This is a genomic window from Mesorhizobium sp. WSM3873, assembly GCF_001672445.1.
Classification (GTDB): Bacteria; Pseudomonadota; Alphaproteobacteria; order Rhizobiales; family Rhizobiaceae; genus Mesorhizobium.
Map to the genome: position 1 here is coordinate 221,536 of NZ_LYTM01000056.1, position 24,112 is coordinate 245,647.

The window sequence follows — 24,112 nt, forward strand, 5'->3', positions numbered from 1 at the left end:
CAGGGATCAATGCGCCGCGGCTGAAGAAATGCGGGTCAGCGCCTCAAAATCCGGCTGTTCTCTTGGTCCAGGAGCTTGGCCCAGGCGGCTTCGAAGCCACTCTGCGGCGGCCGCCTATCAAGGCGCCCTTCCGAAAGCGCCAAAATCGACCGGTCTGGGCTCCGGCACGTCAGGACAGATCGCCCGCAAAGTCGCTTGTGTCGCCGTGATATCGGCCACCACCTCGTCGCGCGCGCGGGTGAAATCCTTGTCCTTGATGGCCGCTATGATCGCGGCGTGCCGGCCCGAAGGCTCCATGGTGCCGGCGCGCATCAGCGGCGCGACATAGTTGGACAACAGCCGCATGTACGGACCGAAGCGCAGCCACAGCGTCTCGATCAGCTGAAACAGCACGTCGGAACCGGAGGCGCGGTAGATGGTGAAGTGGAACTGCTGGTTCTTGGCGATCAGCTCGTAGATGCTGCCGTCGCGGCCGATCGCCTGCTGGTCGTCAGTAACCCTTTGCAGCAAGCCGATCTCGGCTGCGGTCAGGCGCGGCGCGCCAAGCTCGGCGGCCAGCCCCTCGACGGCGAGCCGGGCCCGGCAGAGGTCGTCGAGCCGCGCCCGCGTCACCACCGGCACGCAGGCTGAGCCGTTCTGCGAGATTTCCAGCGCGTTCTCTGCCGCCAGCCGCCGCAACGCCTCGCGCACCGGCATGTTTGAGGTGCCGAAAGCCTCCGCCAGCGAGGCGATGGTCAGCACCTGCCCGGGATCGAAGCTGCCGACCATCAGGGCATGGCGAAGCTGCTGGTAGACGCCATCCTGGACGGTGATGCGTCCCGATACTGGTTCGAAGCCCAGAGCCACGCTTTTGCTTTCCTTGGGTGCCGGCAAAGTTCATCGTGCGAATATCCGCCGACGCAGGTATGATCATCTGATCACAGATTGTGGCGGCAGCCAAGCGGCCGTTGCCGTACTGTCACGGCAATGCTGACGGACGGAAGGCAGATACGATCCCTCGAGCGTCAGCGCCGAGTTGGCGTAGCCGCCGTCGCGGCTTCAGGCCATTGCGAAATAGAAGCCAGTAGCGCCTCCGGCTCACTCCGGAATAATTGCGATTGCCTGTATCTCCACCTTCGCCCGGTCCTCGACCAGCGCCACCACCTGCATGGCGGCCATCGCCGGAAAATGCCGGCCGATGACGGCGCGGTAGGCTTCGCCGATCCCTTTGAGGTTGGCGAGGTATTCGGCCTTGTCGGTAAAATACCAGGTCATCGAGGTGATGTGTTGCGGCTCCCCGCCGGCCTCGGCGAGAACGGCGACGACATTGGTGAGGGTCTGGCGCACCTGATCGACGAAATCGTCGGTCTCGAACCGGCACTCGGCATTCCAGCCGACCTGGCCGCCGATGAAGACCAGCCGGCCACGCGCGGCAACGCCGTTGGCATAGCCGATCGGTTTGGCCCAGCCTTCCGGCTGCAGGATCGTGTGCATGTCTAGCCTCCCTTAAGTGAAATGCGGTCCGCAAGCATGATCTCACGCCGCTCCCATCACTTGCCTGGCGATCACCACTTTCTGCACGTCGGAAGCGCCCTCATAGATGCGCAGCGCGCGTATCTCGCGATAGAGGCTCTCGACGATGTGGCCCTTGCGCACGCCGTCGCCGCCATGCAGTTGCACCGCCTTGTCGATCACTTCCTGCGCCTTGTCCGTGGCGAACAGCTTGGCCATTGCCGCCTCGCGAGTGACGCGGGCGGCGCCCATATCCTTGCTCCAGGCGGCGCGATAGACGAGCAGGGCGGCGGCGTCGACATCCAGCGCCATGTCGGCGATGTGGCCCTGCACCATCTGCAGTTCGGCCATCGGCGCGCCGAACAGTTTTCGCTCGGACACCCTTTTGATGCTTTCGTCCAACGCTCTTCGAGCAAAGCCGAGCGCCGCGGCGCCCACCGTCGAGCGGAAGACGTCGAGCACCGACATGGCGATCCGAAAACCGTCGCCGGGCTTGCCGATCAGGGCGGAAGCCGGAACGCGCACATTGTCGAATGAGAGCCGCGCGAGTGGATGCGGGGCGATAACTTCCAATCGTTCGGCGATGCCAAGGCCTTTGGTGTCCGCAGGCACGATCAAAGCGGAAATTCCCTTGGCGCCGGGCGCCTCGCCGGTGCGGGCGAAGACGACATAGACGTCGGCAATGCCGCCATTGGAGATCCAGGTCTTCTCGCCCGAAAGCACATAGAAGTCGCCGTCGCGGGCAGCCGCCATCTCCATGTTGGCGACATCCGATCCCGACCGCGGCTCCGACAGCGCAAAGGCTGCGATCGCCTGGCCCGCCCGCGTCTTTTCCAGCCAGCGCTGCTGCTCCGGTGTGCCGAACAGCGAGATCGCGCCGGTGCCAAGGCCCTGCATGGCGAAGGCGAAGTCGGCGAGCCCGTCATGGCGGGCGAGTGTCTCGCGGGTGATGCAGAGCGTGCGCACGTCGAGCGGCTCCGGCTTGTCGGGATCGAGCGCCGTCGGCTTCAGCCAGCCGTCGCGGCCGAGCATGGAGACGAGGTTGCGGCAGGCCGCGTCAACATCGTGGTGATCAACGGGCAGTTTCTTGGCGGACCAGGCGTCGAGTTGCTCGGCGAGCTGGCGGTGGCGGTCTTCGAAGAAGGGCCAATGGAGGAAGGAGCGGTCAAGCATTTGTGCCTCCGCACTTCTGCGAGGTTTGCACTTTACGGCGCGCCCCTCTGTCCTGCCGGACATCTCCCCCACAAGGGGGGAGATTGGCAGTTTTGGCGCTCCGCTCATTCTTGCGACCTTGGCGATTGGCGAAGGCAGAGACGACAGCTGATCTCCCCCCTAGTGGGGGAGATGTCCGGCACAGAGGGGGGCGCTGTCCTGCCAACGTATCCAGCATCGCGCTCATCTCAATTCCCCTCGAACACCGGCTTTTCCTTGGCCACGAACGCCTTGTAGGCTCGCTCGAAATCGCCGGTCTGCATGCAGATCGCCTGTGCCTGCGCTTCCGCCTCGATCGCCTGGTCGAGACCCATCGACCATTCCTGGTTCAACTGCGTCTTGGTGATGCCGTGCCCGAAGGTCGGGCCGGAGACGATGCGAGCTGCCATCTCGAGCGCGTCGGCCTCGAGCCCCGCCGCATCGACCAGCCGATTGTAGAACCCCCAACGCTCGCCTTCGGCCGCGCTCATGGTGCGGCCGGTGTAAAGCAGTTCGGCGGCGCGGCCCTGGCCGATGATGCGGGGCAAGATCGCGCAGGCGCCCATGTCGCACCCGGCAAGGCCGACGCGGGTGAACAGGAACGCGGTCTTTGCTTCCGGCGTCGCGATGCGGATGTCGGAGGCCATGGCGATGATCGCGCCGGCGCCGACGGCGACGCCATCGACCGCCGCGATGATCGGCTTGCCGCAATTCAGCATCGCCTTGACGAAGTCGCCGGTCATTCGCGTGAAGGAGAGCAGCGCCTTCATGTCCATCTTGACCAAGGGTCCGATGATGTCGTGGACATCGCCGCCCGAGCAGAAATTGCCGCCATTGGGCAGGAACGCCACGGCATCGACATCATCGGCGTAGGCGAGATCGCGAAAAGTGTCGCGCAGCTCCGCATAACTGTCGAAGGTCAGCGGGTTCTTGCGCTCCGGCCGGTCGAGCCGGAGCTTCGCGACCCTGCCTTCCACCTCCCAGAGGAAGTGCTTCGGCTTGAGCTTGGCCATGGCGCTCATTCGCGTCCCTCCCAATTGCTGCGGAACGATTTCAGCATGCCGGTCAGCCGGCGCGCTTCGTCCTCGCTGACAGTGCCGAGCAGCTCGCCGACCCAGTTCTCATGCGCCGCGGCGATTGCCGCGAAAGACTTCGAACCTTCTTCGGTCAGCCGCACCATCGAGGTGCGGCGGTCGCCGTTGCGGCGCGCGCGCGTCACCAGCCCTTCGGAGACCAGCCTGTCGACGATGCCGGTGATATTGCCGTTCGACACCAGCAGGAATCGCGACAGGTCGCTCATCAGCATGCCCTCCGGCGAGCGGTAGAGCGCCGCCATCACGTCGAAGCGCGGCAGCGTGGTGTCGAACTCCTTCTTCAGCCGCTCGCGCAGCTCGGCCTCGATCGTGCGCGAAGCACGCAGCAGGCGGATCCACAGCCGCAACCTGTCCTTGCCCGGCCCGGTAGACGTCGGTCCCGCTACCATGTCTCGCCTCCCGAGACCGAGATCGCCTGTCCGGTGATCGACCGCGCCGCATCGCTGCAGAGCCAGAGCACCGTCGCGGCGACCTCTTCCGGCTGGATGAAACGTGCCTGCGGGTTCGCAGCCGAAAGGCTCGCGCGTGCCTCATCGGCGGAACGGCCGGTCTTCTCGATGATGCGCTGAATGGAGGCCTCCAGCATGTCGGTTTCGACGAAGCCCGGGCAGATGGCGTTGACGGTGATGCCGGACTTGGCGGTCTCGGCTGCGAGCGCCCGCATCAGCCCGACGACGCCATGCTTGGCCGCTACGTAGGGCGCGACATACGCGTAGCCCTTCAGTCCGGCGGTCGAGGCAATGAAAACGATACGGCCTGTGTTTCGCGCCAGCATGCCGCCAAGCGCTGGCTTCACGGTCAGGAAAGCGCCGGTGAGGTTGACGTCAAGCGTGCGCCGCCAGTCGGCGAGCGAGGTCTTGTAAGCCGGCGCACTGGCAGCCATCCCGGCATTGGCGACGACGATCTCGAAGGGACCGCGCGCCGCTTCGGCCTTCTCGTACAGCGCCGTCATGTCGGCTTCGTCGGTGACATCGGCGCCGATGCCGAAGATGCGGTCGTTTGCCTTCGCGACTTCATTCAGCGCGGCCTTGCGGCGGCCGCAGATGGTGACGGCGACGCCGGCTTCCGCCAGCGACAGTGCGATTGCACGGCCGACGCCGGAGCCGCCGCCGGTGACCAGGGCATGCTTGCCGGCGATCATGCGCCAGTCCTCCAGGCAAGGCGCTGCCACTCACCCTTACCCTCTCCCCGTGAAGGACGGGGAGAGGGGGCCGCCAGCGTTTGAGCTTGTGCCTTCTCCCCGTCCTTCACGGGGAGAAGGTGCCGGCAGGCGGATGAGGGGCAGCGCCGACGTGAAAACATAAATGCGCTCATACCTTCAGCCCTGCCGCCGCTTCGCGTTCGGCCAGCCGGTAGATCTGGTCGCGTCCGCGCAGATAAGGATCCGGCCATTTGACGCCGCGATCGCCGAGGGCGACCGCCGCATGCAGCGTCCAATAGGGATCGCTGAGATGCGGCCTAGCCAGCGCCACCAGATCGGCGCGTCCGGCCATCAGGATCGAGTTGGCGTGGTCCGGCTCGTAGATGTTGCCGACCGCCATCGTCGCCATGCCGACCTCGTTGCGGATGCGGTCGGAGAACGGCGTCTGGAACATGCGGCCATAGACCGGCTTGGCGGCGATCGTGGTCTGACCGGCCGAGACGTCGCAGAGATCGACGCCGGTTTGATGCAGAAGCTTGGCGATCTCGACCGCATCGGCCGGCGTGACGCCTTCGATGCCCACCCAGTCATTGGCCGAGATGCGCACCGAGATAGGCTTTTCGGCCGGCCACACGGCGCGCACCGCGTGGAAGATCTCCAGCGGATAGCGCATGCGGTTCTCCAGCGAGCCGCCATAGTCGTCGGTGCGCCTGTTGGTCAGCGGCGTGATGAAGGCGGAGAGCAGATAGCCATGCGCGGCGTGGATCTCCAGCATGTCGAAGCCGCAGCGCTCGGCCATCTCCGCCGAGGCGACGAACTGGTCGCGCACAACGTCCATGTCGGCGCGGTTCATCGCCTTCGGCACCTGATTCTGTGGCGACCACGGCACGGCTGAAGGCGCCATCACCGGCCAGTTGCCGGAGGGCAGCGGCTCGTCCGTTCCTTCCCAGCCGAGGCGGGTCGAGCCCTTCGGGCCTGAATGGCCGATCTGGGCGCAGATCTTGGCTTCGGTCTCGATGTGGACGAAATCGACCAGCCGCTTCCAGGCGACCTCATGCTCGGGCTTGTAGAAGCCGGTGCAGCCAGGGGTGATGCGTCCCTCCGGGCTGACGCAGGTCATCTCGATATAGACGAGCCCGGCCCCGCCCTTGGCGCGCTCGGCATAGTGGGCGAAATGCCAGTCGGTCGGGCAGCCGTCGACCGCCTTGTACTGGGCCATCGGCGAGACGACGATGCGGTTCGTGAGCGCCATCTCGCGCAGTCTGAATGGCGCGAACATCGGCGCGCGGCGCAGCATGTTGCCGCCGGCGCCGGCCTTGCGCTGGAACCATTCCTCCGCGCCCGCCAGCCATTCGGCATCGCGCAGACGAAGGTTCTCGTGGCTGATGCGCTGCGAGCGGGTGAGCAGCGAATAGTTGAATTGAACTGGATCCAACCCGAGATAACGTTCGACTTCCTCGAACCATTCGAGCGAGTTGCGCGCCGCCGATTGCAGTTTCAGCACCTCGGTGCGGCGAGCATCTTCGTATTTGCGGAAGGCCGCTTCGAGGTCGGACTCGGACTCGACATAGTCGGCGAGCGCGACGGCGCTCTCCAGGGCCAGCTTCGTGCCGGATCCGATCGAGAAATGCGCCGATGCCGCCGCGTCGCCCATCAGCGCCAGATTCTTGTAAGACCAGCGCTCGCAAAGCACGCGCGGGAAGTTGATCCAGGCCGAACCTCTGATGTGATTGGCATTGGTCATCAGCGAATGGCCGCCGAGATGCTTTTCGAAAATGCGCTCGCAGACAGCGATCGATTCCTGCTGCGTCATCGCGCCGAAACCGAAGGAAGCCCAGGTCTGTTCGCTGCATTCGACGATGAAGGTCGCGGTCTCGCTGTCGAACTGGTAGGCATGCGCCCACACCCAGCCATGCTGCGTCCTTTCGAAGATGAAGGTGAACGCGTCGTCGAATTTCTGCGTGGTGCCGAGCCACACGAACTTGCATTTGCGCGTGTCGATGTCGGGCTTGAAAACGTTGGCGAAGGTGGCGCGCGACTTCGAGTTCAATCCGTCGGCCGCAACGACAAGGTCGTGCGTTTCCATGAACGGCCTGGGATCGGAAATCTCGGTCTCGAACATCATCTTGATGCCGAGCTCGCGCGCTCTGCGCTGGAGCAGAATTAAAAGCCGCTTGCGGCCGATGCCGCAGAAGCCGTGGCCGGTCGACACCGTGCGCACGCCGTCATGAATGACGGCGATGTCGTCCCAGTAGGCAAAATGCTTCCTGATCCAGACCGCGCTGACAGGGTCGTTCCTGGTCAGGTTCTCCAGCGTTTCGGCCGACAGCACCACACCCCAGCCGAACGTATCGTCGGGGCGGTTGCGCTCGTAGACCGTCACGTCATGCGCGGCGTCGCGCAGCTTCAGCGAGATGGCAAAATAGAGGCCGGCCGGTCCGCCGCCGAGAACCGCAACCTTCATGTCTTGCGATCTCCTCTAGAGCAATTCCAGGGAAAGTGCGTAGCGGTTTCCCGTCCGGAATTGCGTCAAACGCTCAATGGGCATCAGGGACCGCCGAGGGGCCGGCGGTTCCAACATCAGTATCGCGCCTGCCGGCAATTATTTCAATCTTAAAGTTTCATAATTGAACAATTGCGGCGCGATCAGCTCACTTGGCTGGATCTTTGGGACTCCACAGCACCGTCTCGGCGCCTTTCTCGTAAGCCATGCCGTCGGGATAGCTGATCGCTTCCAGCTGCAGTCCCCAGGGCGCCTGGAAATAGAGGATGGTTTGACCGGCGGCCGGTCCTTCTTTGACCGGCAGAGGGCCCATCCTGGTCTTCACGCCCTTGGCGTCGAGATAGGCCTTCGCGGCGGCGACATCGTCGACATAGAAGGCAATATGGAAGCCGCCGATGTCGCTGTTCTTCGGCGTCAGGTCCTTCTGGTCGGGCGCGGTGTATTTGAACAATTCGATGTTCGATCCATAGCCGCAGCGCACCAGGGTGATTTCCTCGATTACCGCTTTTGGATCGACGCCGAGCAGGTCCTGCATGAAGGTGCCCTTGTCGTCGGCGAACGGCCCGAAGGACATCGCCTTCTTGCAACCGACCACATTGGTGAAGAAGTCGACGGCCTGCTTCATGTCGGGCACGGTGACGCCGGTATGGTCGTGGCCGCGCATGCCGGGGATCGAGTCGGCCGAAGCCGTTCCCATTGAGCCGAACAGGATTGCGCCGAGCATTGCGCCGCTTGTTGCGTATTTCATGTCAACCTCCATTGGCGGGCTGACTTTGCTCCCATGCACATCCGAGGCCCGCTGTTCGGTGTGCGGACAAGGTTTGCCTTTCTCATGCCGGTGCCTTTGCAGGCGGCTGCAGCCAGTCCGCATCGATCTCAGGCAGCGGGATGGCAGCGAGCAGGTCGCGCGTGTAAGTCTCCTTCGGATTGTCGAAGAGCGCGTCGGTTGCGCTGGCTTCGACGATCCCTCCCTCGCGCATGACGATGACTTGCCGGCAGAGCCGCCGGATCACCGACAGATCATGGCTGATGAAGGCGACCGTCAGCCCCATCTCGGCCGCGAGCTTTTCCAGCAGCGTCAGGATCTGTGCCTGCGTCGAGACGTCGAGGCCGGAGACGATCTCGTCGGCCAAAACGAATTTCGGCGACAGCGCCAGCGCCCGTGCGATGCCGACGCGCTGGCGTTGCCCGCCGGACAGCTCGTGGCGGTAGCGGCCGGCAAAACTCTGCGGCAGGCCCACACGCTGCAGGGCTTCCGCCACGCGCTCCTTCAGCCGGTCGCCAAGCCCGTTCTGCCTCAAGGGTGCCGCGATGATGCTGAAGATGGTGTGCCGCGGGTTGAGCGACGACATCGGGTCCTGGAAGATCATCTGCAGGTCGCGACGCAGCGGTCTGAGCTCCGCTTCCGAAAGATGGCCGATGTCTCGCCCTTCGAAGCTGATCGAGCCGGCGCTCGGCTCGATCAGCCGCACCAGCGCGCGGCCGAGCGTCGACTTGCCGGAACCGGATTCGCCGACGATGCCGGTCACCGATCCCTTGGGCAGGTCGAAGTCCAGTCCTTTGAGGATCTCGGCCAGTGGCGCCCGGCCGATCAGCGGCTTGCGCGTCATGTCGGGCAGCGCCACCTTCAGTCCGCGGACGGAAAACAGCGGCTCAGCCATGGCTTGGCCTCCACGCCCTGTCGGCGCCCGCGACCTCGTCCGCGAGCCCAGCCAGCACGGTTTCGTTCACCGGCATCAGCGATGCGTAGGGATCGGTATAGCGCGGCGTCGCCGCGATCAGCGCCCGCGTGTAGGGGTGCTGCGGCGATGCGAACAGGTCGGGGGTCGCGGCTTCTTCGACCACCTTGCCGGCATAGAGCACCGACACTTTCTGGCTGATCTTGGCGACGACACCGAGATCGTGCGTGACGAACAGGAGCGCCGTGCCGTGGTTGCGCTGCAATTGCGCGATGAGGCGCAGGATCTGCTTCTGCACGGTCACGTCCAGCGCCGTCGTCGGCTCGTCGGCGACGATCAGCCTGGGCTCGGCGGCGAAGGCGGCCGCGATCAGCACGCGCTGGCGCATGCCGCCCGAGAGCTCGTGCGGATAGCATTTCAGAACACGTTCGGGCTCGCGGATCTGCACCTCTTGGAGCAACTGCCGGATACGCTCGTCTGCCTTCTCACCGCTCCAGCCGAGGATGCGCACCAGCCGGTCGGTCGTCTGCGGGCCGATGCGGCGCGACGGGTTGAGTGCGGTGAGCGGGTCCTGTGGGATCAGCGCGGTACGCGCGCCGATCAGCGTCCGCCGCGCCTTCGCATCGAGGCGGCCGAGACTCTCGCCCTCGATCAGCATCTCGCCTTCGACGATGCGCACGCTTTTCGGCAGCACGCCGAGCACCGCCTTGCCGATCATCGTCTTGCCGGCGCCGCTCTCGCCGACCAGCGCGCGGACTTCGCCCGGCTGCACGGTGAGCGATACCGAGCGCAGCACGCGCTGGCCGTTGGGCAGCACTGCGCTCAAGGAGCGGATTTCGAGGCATGGTTCCATATTGGCGCTCATCGCAGCACCGGATCGAAACGCGCCTTCAATCCTTCGCCGAACTGGCTGAAGGACAGCACGGTGAAGATCAATGTGATCAGCGGGAACACCAGCACCCACCAGGCCTGGTGGATCGACAGCCGGCCCTCGGCAATGATGCCGCCCCAGGTCGGATCGTCGGTCGAGATCGACAGATTGACGAAGGAGAGGATCGCCTCGACGATGACGGCGATGCCCATCTCAAGCGACAAGAGCGCCACCACCGACGGCAGCACATTGGGCAGGACTTCGCGCAGCATGATGCCGATGCGGCCATAGCCGGCGATGCGCGCGCTCTCGACATAGTCCATGCGCGCCTGACTCATCGCCTCGGCCCGGATCACGCGGCAGAAGCGCGTCCAGTCGATGACGGCGATGGCGATGATGACGGAGCTCAAGCCTGTGCCCAACACCGCGACTAAAAGGATCGCGAACAGCACCGGCGGGAAGGCCATCCAGACATCGACGATGCGCGAGATGACGCGGTCGGCCCAACCGCCGAAATAGCCGGCAATGAGCCCGAGCGCCGAGCCGATGAGGCAGGCGGACGCCGCCGCGGCGAAGGCGACGATGAAGGCGATGCGGCCGCCGAAGATCAGCCGTGACAGGAGATCCCGGCCCAGGCTGTCGGTGCCCAGCCAATAGCCGGGCTCGGCGCCGTCAAGCCAGAAGGGCGGCAGACGCTCGAGCATCAGGTCCTGTGCCAGCGGATCCTGCGGTGCGATCAGCGGCGCGAAGATGGCCGCAAGCAGCGCCAGCAGAAGCCAGCCGCCGGCCAGCCATAGCCGCGGGCTGAGGCCCCGATGCAAAATGCGCGCCTCATCCATGACGCAGCCTCGGATTGAGCAGCGCATACATCATGTCGACGCCAAGGTTGATCAGCACGAAGAGCAGCGCGAAGACCAGCACGATGCCCTGGATCAGCGGCAGGTCGCGGTTGATGACGGCATCGATCGCCATATTGCCGAGACCCTCATAGGAGAACAGCCGCTCGACGATAACCGTGCCGCCGATCAGGAAGGTGAACTGCACGCCCACCAGCGTCAGCGTCGGCAGCGCCGCGTTCTTCAACGCCTCGCGCAGGATAACCTGCGTTTCGGAAAAGCCTTTGACCCGCGCGAGCACGACATAGTCGAGGTCGAGCACTTCCTTCAGCGACTGTTTCAGGAGTTGCGCGATGATCGCCGCCAGCGGCAACGCCAGCGCGATCGCCGGCATCAGCATGTGCTTGAGCAGATCCCAGGTGAGATCGAAGCGGAGCCTGAGAATGCTCTCGGCGAGATAGAACTGGGTGACGAAGGGCAGGTCGAGTTGCGGTGACACTCGACCGGAAATGTCGAACACCGGGATGAGCACGCCGAACAGCAGGATCAGCACCAGGCCCCACAGGAAATCGGGGATGGAGAGCGTCGCGCCGCCGGCGATGTCGATGCCGGCTTCGACGGCCGTGCCACGCGAACGCGCACCGAGGATCGCAGCGGAGACGCCGATCGCCACCGCCATCAACAGCGCGACGATGGCCAATTCCAACGTCGCCGGCAGCCGGTTGAAGACGAGGCCGAGCACATCCTGGCGCAGCGAGATCGAAGTGCCGAAATCGCCATGCAGCACGCCGGCGAGCCAGATGAAGAACTGCTGCGCAATACTCTTGTCCAGCCCATAGAGCGCGCGCAGACGCGCTATGTCGTCATTGCTGGCGCCGGGTGGCAGCATCATCGCGATCGGGTCGCCGGGCGCCACGCGGATGACGACGAAGACGACGACGGCGACGCCGAACAGTGTGACCAGCATCGTCATCAGACGAACAAGAAATCTCTGCAGCAGCATGCTCGCTGAGCCTAATGCATTCGGCCCCTCACCGGCCGAATGAGGGGGCCTGCGCGTCGTTGGAGAAGGTGCGCTGCGCCAGCGCAGCTTCCCAGATGTCATCAGGCCGGGGTCATCAGCGCCGGCAGCAGCGCGCCCGATACATGCTGCACGACATTGACCTTCTTCGAGTGCACGATCGGCTGAGCATACTGCATCAGCGGCAGCACATAGGCCTGCTCGGCGATGTATTTGTCGACGGCCTTCCAGCCGGCGATGCGCTTGGCCTCGTCCTTCTCGCCCCACAGCGGATTGATCATGTCGATCAGGTCCTGGCTGTCCCACACCGAATGCGGGCTAGGTCCATACATGGCAAAGCCGGTCGAGGTGGTCGGATCGCCGATCGCATTGCCCCAGTTGTAGAAGGCGGCCGGCGCCAGCTTGTCGGCGGCTCGCAGCTCGTAATGCTTGGCGATCTCGTAGACTTCGATACTGGCCTCGATGCCGACCTTGCGCCACATGCCGACGATCGCCTGGATCATCTCATAATCCTTGGGCTTGAAGCCCTTGGTCGTTTGGATGGTGAACTTGACCGGCTTCTTGGGCGAATAGCCTGAAGCGGCGAGCAGTTCCTTGGCCTTTTCCGGATTGTGCTCGACTTTGATCGACGCGTCGAAGGCCGTGTATTCCGGCGTCTCCAGCGTGGCGATCGGCTGGCCGTAGCCGCGCAGCAGCCGCTTGACCAAGAGCTCCTTGTCCACTGCCATCACAGCCGCCTGGCGGACGTTCTTGTCGAGCATCGCCTCGATGTCGTTGAAGAAGATCATGCCGATGTCGGAGACATTCTTGATCGAGCCGGCGAGTCCGTCCTTGGCGATCAGCCGGTCATATTCTTCATAGGGGATTTCGAGCGTCACCTGCGAGGAGCCGGACTCGACCTCGGCGACGCGGCTTGCCGCGTCGGTGACGAACTTGATCGTCACATTCTCGAAGGCTGGCTTGGCACCCCAGTAATTCAGATTGGCCTTCAGCCGCAGGAAGGCGTTGCGCTCGAATTTGTCGACCATATAGGGCCCGGTGCCGATCGGCGCCTTCTCGAAGCCTTCCGCGCCCACCTTCTCGTAATAGGCCTTCGGCATGATGTAGCCGGTCAGGAACGACATCCATTTGAAATAGACCGGATCGAACTGCACGACGTCGCCGGTGATCTTGTTTCCGTCGATCTTGAAGTTGTTGACGTTCTTCCAGACGAACTGGATCGGGTTGCCGGCCTTCTCGTCGCCCGCCCGCTGCAGCGACCAGACAACGTCCTCGGCGGTGAAGGGCGAGCCGTCATGCCATTTCACGCCGTCGCGGACCGTCATCGTCACCTTGCTGCGATCGTCGTTCCAACCCCATTCGGTGAGCAGGCCGGGTGTGAAGGAGAGGTCCGGCTTCTGCGGGATGAACTGGTCGAACACGGACTGGTAGAGGCCTTGGATGGTCGGGTTCACCGCCGAAGGCCCGGTCGTCGGGTCCCAGGATGGCAGGTTGACGTTGTAGGCAATGGTGAGCTCGTCCGCCGCCTTGGCTGCCTTCGGCAGTCCGAGTGTCGCCGCGCCAAGCGCTGCCGCGCCAAATCCAAGCAAATCGCGTCTGTTGATGGTCATGGTCGTTCCCCTTGTTGGTTGTCGGTTTTTGACTCATTGTTCGCGCGGCGTTGTTCATTCGGAAGGTCTGGTGGGCAACCGCGCCTTGTCCATCCTGGAATTCTGCTGCTAGTGCCCTCCCAGTTGCTGCGCCAACATGAAGCCGGATCCGGCACCGGTGCCGGCGCCGGGCCATGTCGCGGCGCCGGTGAGGTAGAGGTTTGACACCGGCGTGTTCCAGCGCGCGAAGCCGCGCGCCGGACGGAAGAGAAAATTCTGCGCCAAATGGTGGCTGCCGCAAATCTGGTCGCCGCCGACGAGGTTCGGATTCTCGCGCTCGAGGTCGAGCGGCGAGAAGATCGCGCGCCCGAGGATCTTCTGGCGCAAACCAGGCGCGTAGCTCTCGATGATGTCGAGCACGCGCTCGGCATAGGCGTCCTTGACCGCGTCCCAGGAACCGGGCGCGATCTTGCCGGCGGCATCGCCAAGGATTTCCGCCGGCAGCATGCGCACCTGGACCCAGAGCACGTGCTTGCCTTCTGGCGCCCGCGAGGGATCGACGGCGGTCGGCTGTCCGACGACGAGCACCGGCTGATCGGGCAGCACGCCGGCAATCGCCTGCTGATAGGTGCGCGACATGGCATCGAGCGACGGCGCCAGATGCACATAGGCGAAGTGGCGAAGCTCGGCGCCAGCGCTCCAGTCCGGCAGATCGTCCAGTGCCAGATGAATCATCATCGTGCCCGGCGCATGGCGGAACTTTTTCATCGCCGCGTCAAAGCCGGCATCGCCGGATCCGTTCGGCAACAGCTTGCCAGTCAGCGCCTTGGGCGCGACGCCGGCAATGACGGCCTTGCTGGCGACATGGAAATCGCCGGAGGCGAGCCGCACGCCGGTCGCGCGGCCGCCGGCGACGGTGATCTCCGCCACCTCCGCGCCGGCCATGATCTTGCCGCCGGCCGCTTTGACCATGCCGACAAGCGCGCGGATGATGGTGTCGGCGCCGCCCTTGCCGAGCACCATGCCAAAACTCTGGTTGGCCATTGATTCCAGATAAGGGAACACGGCGCCGCCGGCGATGTCGGGCGCGAAGTCGAGATGCATGCCCCAGGCGGCGAGCGTGGTTTGCACATGCGGCGTCTCGAAATTGTCCTCGAGCCACGCGCGGGGGGAAGACAGCAACAAGTGGCCGGTATCGAGCGCGCCGCCAATGCCTTTCTTGCGCCAAAGATACCAGGCCGTGCCGGCGAGCGCGCGCGGGTTCATCGGCGATCCGAGCAGCGGGAACAGATGCTCCGCCTCGCCTGGAAAGGCCTCGACCAGCCGGCGCCATGTAGCGGCATCGGCCGCGGAGAAGGTGGCGAGCCGCGATGTCGTCTTCTCGAGATCGTTGCTGACGCCAAACCATCTTCCATCCGGGAAAGCGCTGGCGAAACAATCGGCGACGGGCGCGAATTCCAGCCCATGGCTTTTCAATTCATTTGCATATTTCCGATGGAAGGGAGAGCCAGCGAACAGGCTCAGGTTCATCGCGCCGAAGTCGTGCCTGAAACCGGGAAGCGTGTATTCCGCGGTCCGGACCGCGCCGCCGATAGTTGCGTTGCGCTCGAAAACCGCGGTTTTCCAGCCTTTGAGCGACAGATGCGCGGCGCAGGCCAGACTGTTGTGGCCCGCACCGACAAAGATGGCGTCGAACTCGCTCACGCCCTGCCCCAAAATGCTTTATGCTTAAAGATAATTGCAGATGCATATGTTTTCGTCTAGTAGGATATTAAGGGCCGCAACGAGCCTTGATGAGCACGAACAAGAGGGAACGAAGACAATGGACACGCAGAAACTCCTCGGCGAGGTCGCCGGCCAGCTGCTTTCGGGCGCCATCAAGGTGGTCGACCTGTCGGCGCCGCTCGGGCCCAACACGCCGCTGATCAAGCTGCCGCCGGAGCTTGCCGTCGACACCCCGAAGGTCGAGATCCACCCCATTTCAAAGTATGACAAGAACGGTCCGTGGTGGGCCTGGAACTGGCTGAAGCTCGGCGAGCATTCGGGCACGCATTTCGACGCGCCGCAGCACTGGATCACCGGCAAGGACTATCCGGACGGCGCCACCGACACCATTCCGGCGCAGAATTTCGTCGGTCCGGTCAATGTCATCGACTGCTCAGTGGAAGCCGCCGCCGATCACGATTTCCTTCTCACCGTCGAGCATATCAAGGCTTGGGAGGCCAAGCACGGCGCCATCAATGCCGGCGAATGGGTGGTGATGCGCACCGACTGGTACAAGCGCAACGGTTCGGAAGCCGAGTTCCTCAATGCCAACGAGACCGGCCCGCATACGCCCGGACCAACGGCGGAAGCCATTCAGTTCCTGATCAGCAAGGACATCAAGGGCTGGGGCTCGGAGACGATCGGCACCGATGCCGGCAAGGCCGGCGGCATGGAGCCGCCTTTCCCGGCGCACACGCTGATGCACAAAGCCAACCGCTATGGGCTGGCCAGCCTCTGCAACCTCGACCAACTGCCGCCGAAAGGCGCGATCCTGATCGCCGCCCCGCTCAAGATCGAGCACGGCACCGGCAGCCCGATCCGCGCCCTGGCGCTGGTGCCGGGCCAATAGGCGAGGTGGCGGTCTTCGGGAGAAGATCATGCTCGCGGGCAACAGTGTAGTGGAGAGGTGGGATCGGAGCGACGCTGGCGCTCTACGGCGCCCCCCTCTGTCCTGCCGGACATCTCCCCGACAAGGGGGGAGATTGGCAGTTTCGGCGCTCCACACTGTTCTGCGACGTCGGAGATTGGCGAAAGCAAGGGTGACGTCCGATCTCCCCCCTCGTGGGGGAGATGTCCGGCAGGGCAGAGGGGGGCGTGAAGGAACCCTGACCCGCGCAATTGAAACCGATCTCCCGAAAGCAGGGAGCTCCCCTCAATGACCGCTGCCGATCACATCATCGTCGGCAGCGGCATCAACGCCCTGGTCTGCGCGGCGATGCTTGGCGCCAAGGGCGCCAAGGTGCTCGTGCTCGAACGCAACGACCGCATCGGCGGCTGCATGCGCACCGACGAGATCACGGCGCCCGGCTTCGTCCATGACGTGATGGCGACGACCTTCGTCCTCTTCATCACCTCGCCGGCCTATGCCGCGCTCGGCAAGGATCTTGCGCGGCACGGCCTGGAATTATGTCACACGACCACACCCACCGGCGTGCTTCGGCCCGATGGCAGCCATGCCGTGCTCACCACCGACCGCGCCGCCAACATCGCGGCGCTGAACGCAATTGCCTCCGGCGACGGTGATGGCCATGGCGGCGATGTCGGCGACATCGAACGCAATGCCGGACTGCTGTTCGGTCTGCTCGGCGGCGCGCTCTGGTCCTATCCGACAACGAAGCTCATGGCCGGCGAGGCGTGGCGGCGCGGTCCGCGCCAGCTTGCCGCCGTCCTGGGCGAGGCGCTGGTGCCGGCGCGGGGCTGGCTGGAGACCGCGTACAAGTCCGATACCGTCCGCGCGCTCTGGGCGCCCTGGGTGCTGCATGCCGGGCTTGGGCCGGAAGACGCCTTCTCCGGCCAGATCGCCAAGGTCATCGCCTTCGCGCTGGAGGCGGCCGGCGCACCGATCGTCAAGGGCGGGGCGAAGAACCTGCTCGCCGCCTTCGAAGCGCTGATCAAGGAGCGCGGCGGCGAAATCCGCGTCAACGCCGACGTCGCCTCGATCGTCCAGACCGGCGGCCGTGCCACCGGCCTCCGGCTCGCCTCCGGCGAGACGCTGACGGCAGGGAAGAGCGTCATCTGCTCGGTCACGCCGACGCAGCTCTATGGCCGCCTGCTCGGCAACGATGCGCCGGAAAACGCCGCGAAAGCCATGCGTGACTACCGCTACGGCAAGGGCAACTTCCAGATCCACTACGCGCTGAACAAGCCGCCGGCCTGGCGCGGCGAGGGCCTCGACAAGGTGGCGCTGCTGCATCTGACGCCGGGACTCGATGGTGTGTCGAAAGCCTGCAACGAAGCGGTGCGCGGCCTGTTGCCGGAAGTGCCGACGATCTGCGTCGGCCAGCCCCACGCGCTCGATCCGTCGCGCTGTCCGCAGGGCAAGGCAATCCTGTGGCTGCAGCTTCCGGAAGCGCCGCGCCACATCAAGGGCGATGCCGCCGGCAAGCTCGAGGCCCCAGCCGATGGCCGCTGGAGCGAGGCGCTGCGCGACGCCTACGCCGACCGCGTCGAGGCGATCCTCGCTCATCACATCGATGGTTTTCGCGACAGCATCATCGCGCGCCGCGCCTATTCGCCTGCCGATCTGGAAGCGATGAACATCAATCTGGTCGGCGGCGATCCCTATGGCGGCTCGTCCACCATCGACCAGTCCTTCCTGTGGCGGCCGTTCAAGGCCAGCCGCAATCACGAGACAGGCATTAAGGGCCTCTACCATATCGGCGCCTCGACGCATCCGGGCGCGGGGCTCGGCGGCGGCTCCGGCTTTCTGCTGGCGGAGAGGCTCTGATGGAACAGAAGCTTCCGGAAAAGCGCGAGCGCATCTCGACCCTCGGCCAGATCGGCCTGCAGCAATTCGCGCCCTATTTGATGAACCGCATCATGGGCCGCTACAACGCCACCCTGCGAGAAGACTTTCGCAAGCAGGGCCTGACCATTCCGCAGGTGCGCACGCTGGCCGTGCTCTCGGTCACCGACGGCATCACCGTCAACGACCTCTCGGTCTATACGGTGATCGAGCAATCGACCTTGAGTCGCACGCTCGACGCGCTGGAAGGCCAGGGCCTCGTGCGGCGCGAGCAGGGCGTCGCCGACAGCCGCTTCCGCCATGTGTTCCTGACCGATGACGGCCGGGCGCTTTTCACCCGCGCCTGGCCGGCCATGCATGATGCCTTCGAAGCGATGTTCGACGGCGTTGACGATGCCGAATATGTCGCGCTGATCGCGATTCTGCAGAAGATGCTGAAGAACATCCGCAAGCACGACATTTGAGTTTGACGTACGCGCCGCCGTCCAAACGGCGGTAACGGAAGGAGGCAGAGATGGCCGAACGGTCTTTTGCCAAGGAAGTTGAAAAGCTGAGGCTTGGCGCCGGCCAGGAATTCGCGGGCGAGGGCATCCTCGCCATCACCAAGGCGCTGCTGCAATGCGGCGTCGGCTATGTCGGCGGCTATCAGGGTGCGCCGATCAGCCATCTGATGGATGTGCTCGCCGACGCGCAGGACATTCTGGGCGAGCTCGGCGTGCACTTCGAGGCGAGCGCCTCGGAAGCAACCGCCACCGCTATGCTTGCCGCATCCGTGCACTACCCGATCCGCGGTGCCGCCACCTTCAAGTCGACGGTGGGTACCAATGTCGCCTCGGACGCTTTGGCGAACCTCGCCTCGGGCGGCGTCACCGGCGGCGCGCTGATCATCGTCGGCGAGGACTATGGCGAGGGCTCCTCCATCATGCAGGAGCGCAGCCATGCCTTCGCCATGAAGAGCCAGGTCTGGCTGCTCGATCCGCGCCCGAACCTGCCCTCGATCGTCAAGGCGGTCGAGGATGGCTTCGAGCTGTCGGAGGCCTCCAACACGCCGGTCATGCTGCAGGTGCGCATCCGCTGCTGCCACGTCCATGGCCACTTCATCGCCAAGGACAACAAGCGGCCGCCTATGTCGGTTGCCGATGCGCTGTCGGCCCCGCGCCGCGACACCGGCCGCATCGTGCTGCCGCCTGCCTCCTTCCTGCACGAGAAGGAGAAGGTGACGAAGCGCTGGCCGGCGGCGGTCGATTTCATCAAGAGCCGCAAGATCAACGAGGTCTTTGGGCCGGACAATGGCTCGATCGGCATCGTCATGCAGGGCGGCATGTACAATTCGGTCGTCCGCGCGCTGCAGCGGCTCGGCCTTGCCGACACCTATGGCGACACCGACGTGCCGCTTTATGTGCTGAACGCCGTCTATCCGCTCGTCGATGACGAGTTCCTTTCCTTCTGCGAGGGCAAACAGGCGGTGCTGGTCGTCGAAGAAGGCCAGCCCAACTATATCGAGCAGGCCTTTGCCGCGATGCTGCACAAGGCAGGGCGCGGCACCAAGCTGGTCGGCAAGGAGCATCTGCCGATGGCCGGCGAATATACCGGGCAGGTGATGCTGGACGGCATTGGCTCCTTCCTGCGCGCCTACGCTGCGCATCTGCTGCCCGGCGAGGTTCGCGCGCCGAACAAGTTGGGCGAGGGCGTCGACACGGCCGATCTCATCAATGTCGTTCCCGGCCGCCCGCCGGGCTTCTGCGTCGGCTGTCCGGAGCGGCCGATCTTCGCAGCCACCAAGCTGGTCGAGCAGGAGCTTGGCAAGCACCACATCGCTTCCGACATCGGCTGCCACCTGTTCTCGATCATGCCGCCCTTCGAGCTCGGTGCCACCACCATGGGCTACGGCCTCGGGCCGGCCTCGGCTTCCGCCTTCAATTCGCCGGAAGCGAAACGCCGGTCGATCTCCTTCGTCGGCGACGGCGGCTTCTGGCACAACGGTCTTACCTCCTCGATCGGCAACGCCGTCTTCAACAAGAATGACGGTGTCATCGTCATCGTCGACAATTTTTACTCGGCCGCCACCGGCGGCCAGGACATCCTGTCCTCGCGCGCCTCGAACCGCACCAAGTCCACAAAACATCCGATCACCGAAGCGGTGAAAGGCATGGGCGTCAAATGGCTGCGCCACATCGACCGCACCTATGACGTCGGCCAGATGCGCGACACGCTGCGCGAGGCGCTAACCACCGAGGAGAAGGGGCCGAAGGTCATCGTCGCCTCGTCCGAATGCATGCTGAACCGCCAGCGCCGCGAGAGGCCGCTGGTCGACAAGGCGGTCAAGGGCGGCGAGCGGGTCGTCAAGCCGAAATTCGGCGTCGACGAGGACGTCTGCACCGGCGACCACGCCTGCATGCGGCTCTCCGGCTGCCCGTCGCTCTCGGTGAAGTCGCTCGACGATCCGCTGCGCGACGATCCGGTCGCTTCGATCGACCAGAACTGTGTCGGCTGCGGCAATTGCGGCGAGGTGGCGGATGCGGCCGTGCTCTGCCCCTCCTTCTACCGCGCCGATGTCGTGCACAATCCGAGCCGCTGGGACCGCTTCCTGGAAAGCGCGCGCCGCGCCGTGATCGGCCGTTTGCAGCGCCGCCGCGAGAGCCGCCGTTTGATGTTCGCCGATGCTTGAGCAGGCTTCACCGCTGCGCCCGAAGCCGGGCGCCTCTGATGACGAGCGGGTGATAAAACTCGCCGTGCTTGCCGTCGGCGGCCAGGGCGGCGGCGTGCTCGCCGATTGGATCACCGACGTAGCCGAGCGCAGCGGCTACATTGCGCAATCGACGTCGGTGGCGGGCGTCGCCCAGCGCACCGGGGCGACGATCTATTACATCGAGATGGCGCGCGACACCGGCCGGCTGCCGGTCTTCGCGCTGTCGCCATCGCAGGGCGACGTCGACATCTTGATCGCCGCCGAGCTGATGGAGGCTGGCCGCGCCATCATTCGCGGTTTCGTCACGCCCGAGCGCACGACGCTGATCGCTTCCTCGCACCGCATCGCCGCCGTCTCGGAAAAGATCGAGCCGGGCGACGGCCGCGCCTCGTCGGAAAAGGTGCATGCGACGGCCGAGGTGGCCGCCAAGCGCTTCATCGCCTTCGATATGGAAAAGATCGCCGCCGAGCATGGCACGATGATCTCGGCCAGCCTGCTCGGCGCACTGGCCGGTTCAGACTCGCTGAGCTTCGCGCGCGAAAACTACGAGCAGGCGATCGGCGCCGGTGGCCGTGGCGTGAGGGCCAGTCTTGCCGCCTTCGGCGCCGCCTATGACCGGGCGCGCGGCATCGCGGTCGCGACAGCCGGGGATAACGCAAGCGGGAAGCCTGCCGCTCCCGACACCTCATCAACGGCCAAGGTCAGTGGTCCCGAAACCCTGCTGAAGGGCTGGCAGGAACTCGCCACCCGTATCGCGGCACTACCGAAACCGGTGCGCGACATGGCTGAGCGCGGCCTGAAGAAGGTCGTCGATTACCAGGACATCGCCTATGGCGGCGAATATCTCGACCGGCTGGACAAGGCGATCGCGCTGGACAGAGCGGAGCGTGGCCATGCGCTGTCGGTCGCGGCCGCGAAACATCTGGCCAACGCCATGTGCTATGACGACATGATCCGCGTCGCCGACCTCAAGACGCGTTCGACCCGCGACAGGCGCGTGCGCAAGGAAGTCGGTGTCAGGGAAGGCTTGGTCCTGCAGGTCACCGAATATTTCCATCCGCGCATCGAGGAATTTTGCGGCACGTTGCCGGTAGCAATCGGCAGTTACATCGAGAACCGCCCGAAGCTCGCCGCCTTCCTTGACCGCCGCATCAATCGCGGCCGCCATATCCGCACCGACAGTTTCACCGGCTTCGCCATGCTCTGGTTCATCGGCGGCCTGCGCCGCTGGCGCCGCCGCCTGCTGCGCCACAAGGTCGAGGTCGAGCATCTGGAGCGCTGGTACGGCTTGGCGCTTGCCCGTGCGCGCGAAAACTATGCGCTTGGGCTGGAGATCCTGAATTGCCGCCGCTTGATCAAGGGCTACAGCGACACCCACGCCCGTGCCCAGTCGAAATTCGACCGCGTGCTCTCAGCGCTTGCCATGCTCGAGGGCCGCGAAGACGCCGCCGACTGGATCCGCCGCCTGCGCGAAGCGGCGCTGAAGGACGAAAAGGGCGACATGCTCGATGGCGCGCTGAAGACCGTGGCGACGCTCAACGACGCCGCCCGATAACGAGGATGTGATCAATCCTCCTCCGACGGATTTCGACCCTGTCGTCCGTTTCACGGCGGTAGGGATGAATCACGGAGACGAACTTTATGCTCACCAAATATTTGCTGCCGTTCGCATTGGCCGCCGGCACTTTGATGCTCTCCGCCGGCGCGCAGGCCATGCCGATGGCAAAGCCCAGCGCTGCGCCGCTGCCGGTCGAGACGGTCGGCTGGCGCTGCGGTCCGGGCTGGCACGTGAACCACTGGGGCAGATGCGTGCCGAACGGTCGCCGGTTCATCCGGCCCGTGCGCCACTGGCATCCGGGCTTCCGGTATCACCACCGCTGGCATCCCGGCTATTGGAGCTGGTGATCGGTTTGAGGGGCGCCCGTGCCGGAAACGGCGCGGGCGGCTTGCTAAGTTCCTCGAGCGAGGATTCAGACAGCCCTCAGAGACGGCGTCTGGACAGCGCCCCCTCTGTCTTGCCGGACATCTTCGCCGCAAGGGGGGAGATCAGACATCGCGCCGGCCTTCGCCAATCGTCAGTGTCGTACTCTGTTCGACAGCGCAGAGTGGTCGCGGCGCCGAAGCTGCCAATCTCCCCCCAAGTGGGGGATATGTCCGGCAGGACAGAGGGGGGCGCGAAGGATCTCGACCGATCTCACCTTGTGCCGCCGCGTTCCTGCCTCGCGGTTGATGGACAAAGTCGAAGCTCTCACACAATCAAATCCCGCATCGGCTTCACCCCTCCCGACTCGGGAAACACCTTGTCGCCGAGCACCGCGGCGGAGAGCCCGAACTGCTCGGCAAGCAACCCCTTCAGCACCGCGCGCACATCGCTGGTCGGCGCGAGGTCGCGGCCTTGGTAGAGCTGAGCCGGCTTCAGCCCCGGCCAGTCGGCGATGACGCGGCCACCTTTGATCGCGCCGCCGGCGAGCAGCACCACCGTGCCGGTGCCGTGGTCCGTGCCGACGGTGCCGTTGACGCGGGCGGTGCGGCCGAATTCGGTGATGGCGACGATCGCCGTGTCCTTCCAGCGCTCGCCGAGCCCTTTCTCGAATTCCTCGAAGGCGCCATCGAGGCCGCCGAGCAGGTTGGCGAGCCGCCCGGTGGCACCGCCCTCGTTGACATGCGTGTCCCAGCCGTCGAAGGCCAGCGCCGCAATGCGCGGCCCGTCGTCGGCCGCCATCAGTTTCGCCGCGCCTTGCGCGGACTGGCGCATGCCGGCGGCGTTGGCGAGGCCGCCGCGGGGTTTCATCGTGCTGCCATCGAGCTGGTCGCTCATCGCCATGCGGTCGGCGTCGAGGCCCTTCTGCAGCGCCGCTGCCAGCACCGGGTCGCGATGGTTGTAGAGGTCGAGCACACGCTCCGCCAGCGCATCGCTGGGCGTCGGCAGCGCCTGCGGCGCCCAGCCGAGCACGGGTGCTGCGCCGCGGATCACCAGCGGCGTCGATGGCCCGACCGCCAGCCCGCCGAGCTTGGCCACCCTTTCACCTGCCGGCAGGCTGGCAAGCGCCCGGTTCAGCCAACCGGTTGCGGCGTTGCCAGGGCCCGGCAGGCCGCTCTCCAGCACATCCTGGCCATCGAAATGCGAGCGCTCGCGGTAGCCGGTCGCGGCCGCGTGCACCGCGGCCGCCTGACCTGCCTTGAACAACCGCGCGAACACCGGCATCGCGGGATTGATCGCGAAGAAGCTGTCGAGCGGCAGCGCCGCATTGACGCCCGAGAGCGACAGCGCGATGTCGCCATGCAGGCCGGCATAGTCGGGGTCACCGAGCGGGCCGATCGTCGACAGCCCATCCAGCGCGCCGCGCAATATGATGACGATCAGGCGCGGATCGCGATGGTCGGCGGCGCGGGCGAAGCGTGGCAGATAGGCCCAGGCAAACAGCGCGCCGCCTGTCATCAGCAAGGCGCGCCGAGATGGATTCGGCGTTTCACAAAGAAGACTCATGCCGCTTCTC

Annotated in this window: 21 protein-coding genes; 6 read left to right on the plus strand and 15 right to left on the minus strand. The window is 65.0% G+C overall.

Features of this window, described 5'->3' with window-relative positions; translation table 11 throughout:
* Positions 1-117: 117 nt before the first annotated feature.
* From A9K71_RS28350 to A9K71_RS28415, 14 genes are all read right to left on the minus strand, one after another.
* Positions 118-846: a GntR family transcriptional regulator gene (locus A9K71_RS28350; RefSeq protein WP_067003759.1), complete on the minus strand. Its 729-nt coding sequence runs from the start codon at positions 844-846 to the stop codon at positions 118-120.
* A gap of 231 nt (positions 847-1,077) precedes the next feature.
* The gene (locus A9K71_RS28355; protein ID WP_067003651.1) at positions 1,078-1,473 is read right to left on the minus strand and encodes a RidA family protein; all 396 of its coding nucleotides are present in this window, start codon (positions 1,471-1,473) and stop codon (positions 1,078-1,080) included.
* Between the two features lie 42 nt (positions 1,474-1,515).
* Complete coding sequence (locus A9K71_RS28360) at positions 1,516-2,664, minus strand: acyl-CoA dehydrogenase family protein (protein WP_067003653.1); 1,149 nt, start codon at positions 2,662-2,664, stop codon at positions 1,516-1,518.
* Positions 2,665-2,891: 227 nt separating this feature from the next.
* Complete coding sequence (locus A9K71_RS28365; RefSeq protein WP_067003655.1) at positions 2,892-3,704, minus strand: enoyl-CoA hydratase family protein; 813 nt, start codon at positions 3,702-3,704, stop codon at positions 2,892-2,894.
* A complete protein-coding gene (locus A9K71_RS28370; RefSeq protein ID WP_067003657.1) occupies positions 3,701-4,165 on the minus strand; it encodes a MarR family transcriptional regulator in 465 nt (154 codons plus the stop codon). Before A9K71_RS28370 ends, A9K71_RS28365 begins: the two co-directional genes overlap by 4 nt.
* Entirely contained in the window at positions 4,159-4,917 is a 759-nt protein-coding gene (locus tag A9K71_RS28375; protein WP_067003659.1) for an SDR family NAD(P)-dependent oxidoreductase, read from the minus strand. Before A9K71_RS28375 ends, A9K71_RS28370 begins: the two co-directional genes overlap by 7 nt.
* A 169-nt stretch (positions 4,918-5,086) precedes the next feature.
* Positions 5,087-7,381 carry a bifunctional salicylyl-CoA 5-hydroxylase/oxidoreductase gene (locus A9K71_RS28380; protein ID WP_067003662.1) on the minus strand — a complete coding sequence of 765 codons (2,295 nt, stop codon included), beginning with the start codon at positions 7,379-7,381 and terminating at the stop codon, positions 5,087-5,089.
* Between the two features lie 187 nt (positions 7,382-7,568).
* Positions 7,569-8,168: a VOC family protein gene (locus A9K71_RS28385; RefSeq protein WP_067003761.1), complete on the minus strand. Its 600-nt coding sequence runs from the start codon at positions 8,166-8,168 to the stop codon at positions 7,569-7,571.
* Between the two features lie 82 nt (positions 8,169-8,250).
* Positions 8,251-9,081, minus strand: a complete 831-nt coding sequence (locus tag A9K71_RS28390; protein WP_067003663.1) for an ATP-binding cassette domain-containing protein — start codon at positions 9,079-9,081, stop codon at positions 8,251-8,253.
* Positions 9,074-9,952, minus strand: a complete 879-nt coding sequence (locus tag A9K71_RS28395) for an ABC transporter ATP-binding protein (protein ID WP_067003762.1) — start codon at positions 9,950-9,952, stop codon at positions 9,074-9,076. Before A9K71_RS28395 ends, A9K71_RS28390 begins: the two co-directional genes overlap by 8 nt.
* A gap of 8 nt (positions 9,953-9,960) precedes the next feature.
* Entirely contained in the window at positions 9,961-10,809 is an 849-nt protein-coding gene (locus A9K71_RS28400) for an ABC transporter permease (RefSeq protein ID WP_067003665.1), read from the minus strand.
* Positions 10,802-11,809: an ABC transporter permease gene (locus tag A9K71_RS28405; protein WP_067003667.1), complete on the minus strand. Its 1,008-nt coding sequence runs from the start codon at positions 11,807-11,809 to the stop codon at positions 10,802-10,804. Before A9K71_RS28405 ends, A9K71_RS28400 begins: the two co-directional genes overlap by 8 nt.
* 101 nt (positions 11,810-11,910) lie before the next feature.
* Entirely contained in the window at positions 11,911-13,437 is a 1,527-nt protein-coding gene (locus A9K71_RS28410; RefSeq protein WP_067003669.1) for an ABC transporter substrate-binding protein, read from the minus strand.
* Between the two features lie 108 nt (positions 13,438-13,545).
* A complete protein-coding gene (locus A9K71_RS28415; RefSeq protein ID WP_067003671.1) occupies positions 13,546-15,120 on the minus strand; it encodes an NAD(P)/FAD-dependent oxidoreductase in 1,575 nt (524 codons plus the stop codon).
* A 118-nt stretch (positions 15,121-15,238) separates the two neighbouring features.
* Here A9K71_RS28415 and A9K71_RS28420 point away from each other — a divergent pair, with 118 nt between their 5' ends.
* The 6 genes from A9K71_RS28420 (at position 15,239) to A9K71_RS28445 (ending at position 22,520) form a co-directional block, all read left to right on the plus strand.
* Complete coding sequence (locus A9K71_RS28420; protein ID WP_067003674.1) at positions 15,239-16,030, plus strand: cyclase family protein; 792 nt, start codon at positions 15,239-15,241, stop codon at positions 16,028-16,030.
* 306 nt (positions 16,031-16,336) lie between these two features.
* Positions 16,337-17,908: an NAD(P)/FAD-dependent oxidoreductase gene (locus A9K71_RS28425; protein ID WP_067003676.1), complete on the plus strand. Its 1,572-nt coding sequence runs from the start codon at positions 16,337-16,339 to the stop codon at positions 17,906-17,908.
* Entirely contained in the window at positions 17,908-18,390 is a 483-nt protein-coding gene (locus tag A9K71_RS28430; RefSeq protein ID WP_067003678.1) for a MarR family transcriptional regulator, read from the plus strand. The genes A9K71_RS28425 and A9K71_RS28430 overlap by 1 nt, the downstream gene beginning before the upstream one ends.
* A gap of 50 nt (positions 18,391-18,440) precedes the next feature.
* Positions 18,441-20,594 carry an indolepyruvate ferredoxin oxidoreductase subunit alpha gene (locus A9K71_RS28435; RefSeq protein WP_067003681.1) on the plus strand — a complete coding sequence of 718 codons (2,154 nt, stop codon included), beginning with the start codon at positions 18,441-18,443 and terminating at the stop codon, positions 20,592-20,594.
* Complete coding sequence (locus A9K71_RS28440; RefSeq protein WP_067003683.1) at positions 20,587-22,170, plus strand: indolepyruvate oxidoreductase subunit beta family protein; 1,584 nt, start codon at positions 20,587-20,589, stop codon at positions 22,168-22,170. The genes A9K71_RS28435 and A9K71_RS28440 overlap by 8 nt, the downstream gene beginning before the upstream one ends.
* 86 nt (positions 22,171-22,256) lie before the next feature.
* Positions 22,257-22,520 carry a hypothetical protein gene (locus A9K71_RS28445; protein WP_067003684.1) on the plus strand — a complete coding sequence of 88 codons (264 nt, stop codon included), beginning with the start codon at positions 22,257-22,259 and terminating at the stop codon, positions 22,518-22,520.
* A 343-nt stretch (positions 22,521-22,863) separates the two neighbouring features.
* On the opposite strand, the gene A9K71_RS28450 is transcribed toward A9K71_RS28445, so the two are convergent.
* On the minus strand, positions 22,864-24,102 hold the full coding sequence (locus A9K71_RS28450; RefSeq protein WP_067003686.1) for a DUF1501 domain-containing protein: 1,239 nt from the start codon (positions 24,100-24,102) through the stop codon (positions 22,864-22,866).
* Positions 24,103-24,112: the final 10 nt, after the last annotated feature.

Coding starts and splice junctions, on each gene's coding strand:
- A9K71_RS28425 (WP_067003676.1), top strand. CDS start 16,337: ATGACCGCTGCCGATCACATCATCGTCGGCAGCGGCATCAACGCCCTG.
- A9K71_RS28355 (WP_067003651.1), bottom strand. CDS start 1,473: ATGCACACGATCCTGCAGCCGGAAGGCTGGGCCAAACCGATCGGCTAT.
- A9K71_RS28370 (WP_067003657.1), bottom strand. CDS start 4,165: ATGGTAGCGGGACCGACGTCTACCGGGCCGGGCAAGGACAGGTTGCGG.
- A9K71_RS28410 (WP_067003669.1), bottom strand. CDS start 13,437: ATGACCATCAACAGACGCGATTTGCTTGGATTTGGCGCGGCAGCGCTT.
- A9K71_RS28445 (WP_067003684.1), top strand. CDS start 22,257: ATGCTCACCAAATATTTGCTGCCGTTCGCATTGGCCGCCGGCACTTTG.
- A9K71_RS28420 (WP_067003674.1), top strand. CDS start 15,239: ATGGACACGCAGAAACTCCTCGGCGAGGTCGCCGGCCAGCTGCTTTCG.
- A9K71_RS28365 (WP_067003655.1), bottom strand. CDS start 3,704: ATGAGCGCCATGGCCAAGCTCAAGCCGAAGCACTTCCTCTGGGAGGTG.
- A9K71_RS28380 (WP_067003662.1), bottom strand. CDS start 7,381: ATGAAGGTTGCGGTTCTCGGCGGCGGACCGGCCGGCCTCTATTTTGCC.
- A9K71_RS28400 (WP_067003665.1), bottom strand. CDS start 10,809: ATGGATGAGGCGCGCATTTTGCATCGGGGCCTCAGCCCGCGGCTATGG.
- A9K71_RS28395 (WP_067003762.1), bottom strand. CDS start 9,952: ATGGAACCATGCCTCGAAATCCGCTCCTTGAGCGCAGTGCTGCCCAAC.
- A9K71_RS28385 (WP_067003761.1), bottom strand. CDS start 8,168: ATGAAATACGCAACAAGCGGCGCAATGCTCGGCGCAATCCTGTTCGGC.
- A9K71_RS28375 (WP_067003659.1), bottom strand. CDS start 4,917: ATGATCGCCGGCAAGCATGCCCTGGTCACCGGCGGCGGCTCCGGCGTC.
- A9K71_RS28440 (WP_067003683.1), top strand. CDS start 20,587: ATGCTTGAGCAGGCTTCACCGCTGCGCCCGAAGCCGGGCGCCTCTGAT.
- A9K71_RS28435 (WP_067003681.1), top strand. CDS start 18,441: ATGGCCGAACGGTCTTTTGCCAAGGAAGTTGAAAAGCTGAGGCTTGGC.
- A9K71_RS28430 (WP_067003678.1), top strand. CDS start 17,908: ATGGAACAGAAGCTTCCGGAAAAGCGCGAGCGCATCTCGACCCTCGGC.
- A9K71_RS28360 (WP_067003653.1), bottom strand. CDS start 2,664: ATGCTTGACCGCTCCTTCCTCCATTGGCCCTTCTTCGAAGACCGCCAC.
- A9K71_RS28405 (WP_067003667.1), bottom strand. CDS start 11,809: ATGCTGCTGCAGAGATTTCTTGTTCGTCTGATGACGATGCTGGTCACA.
- A9K71_RS28390 (WP_067003663.1), bottom strand. CDS start 9,081: ATGGCTGAGCCGCTGTTTTCCGTCCGCGGACTGAAGGTGGCGCTGCCC.
- A9K71_RS28450 (WP_067003686.1), bottom strand. CDS start 24,102: ATGAGTCTTCTTTGTGAAACGCCGAATCCATCTCGGCGCGCCTTGCTG.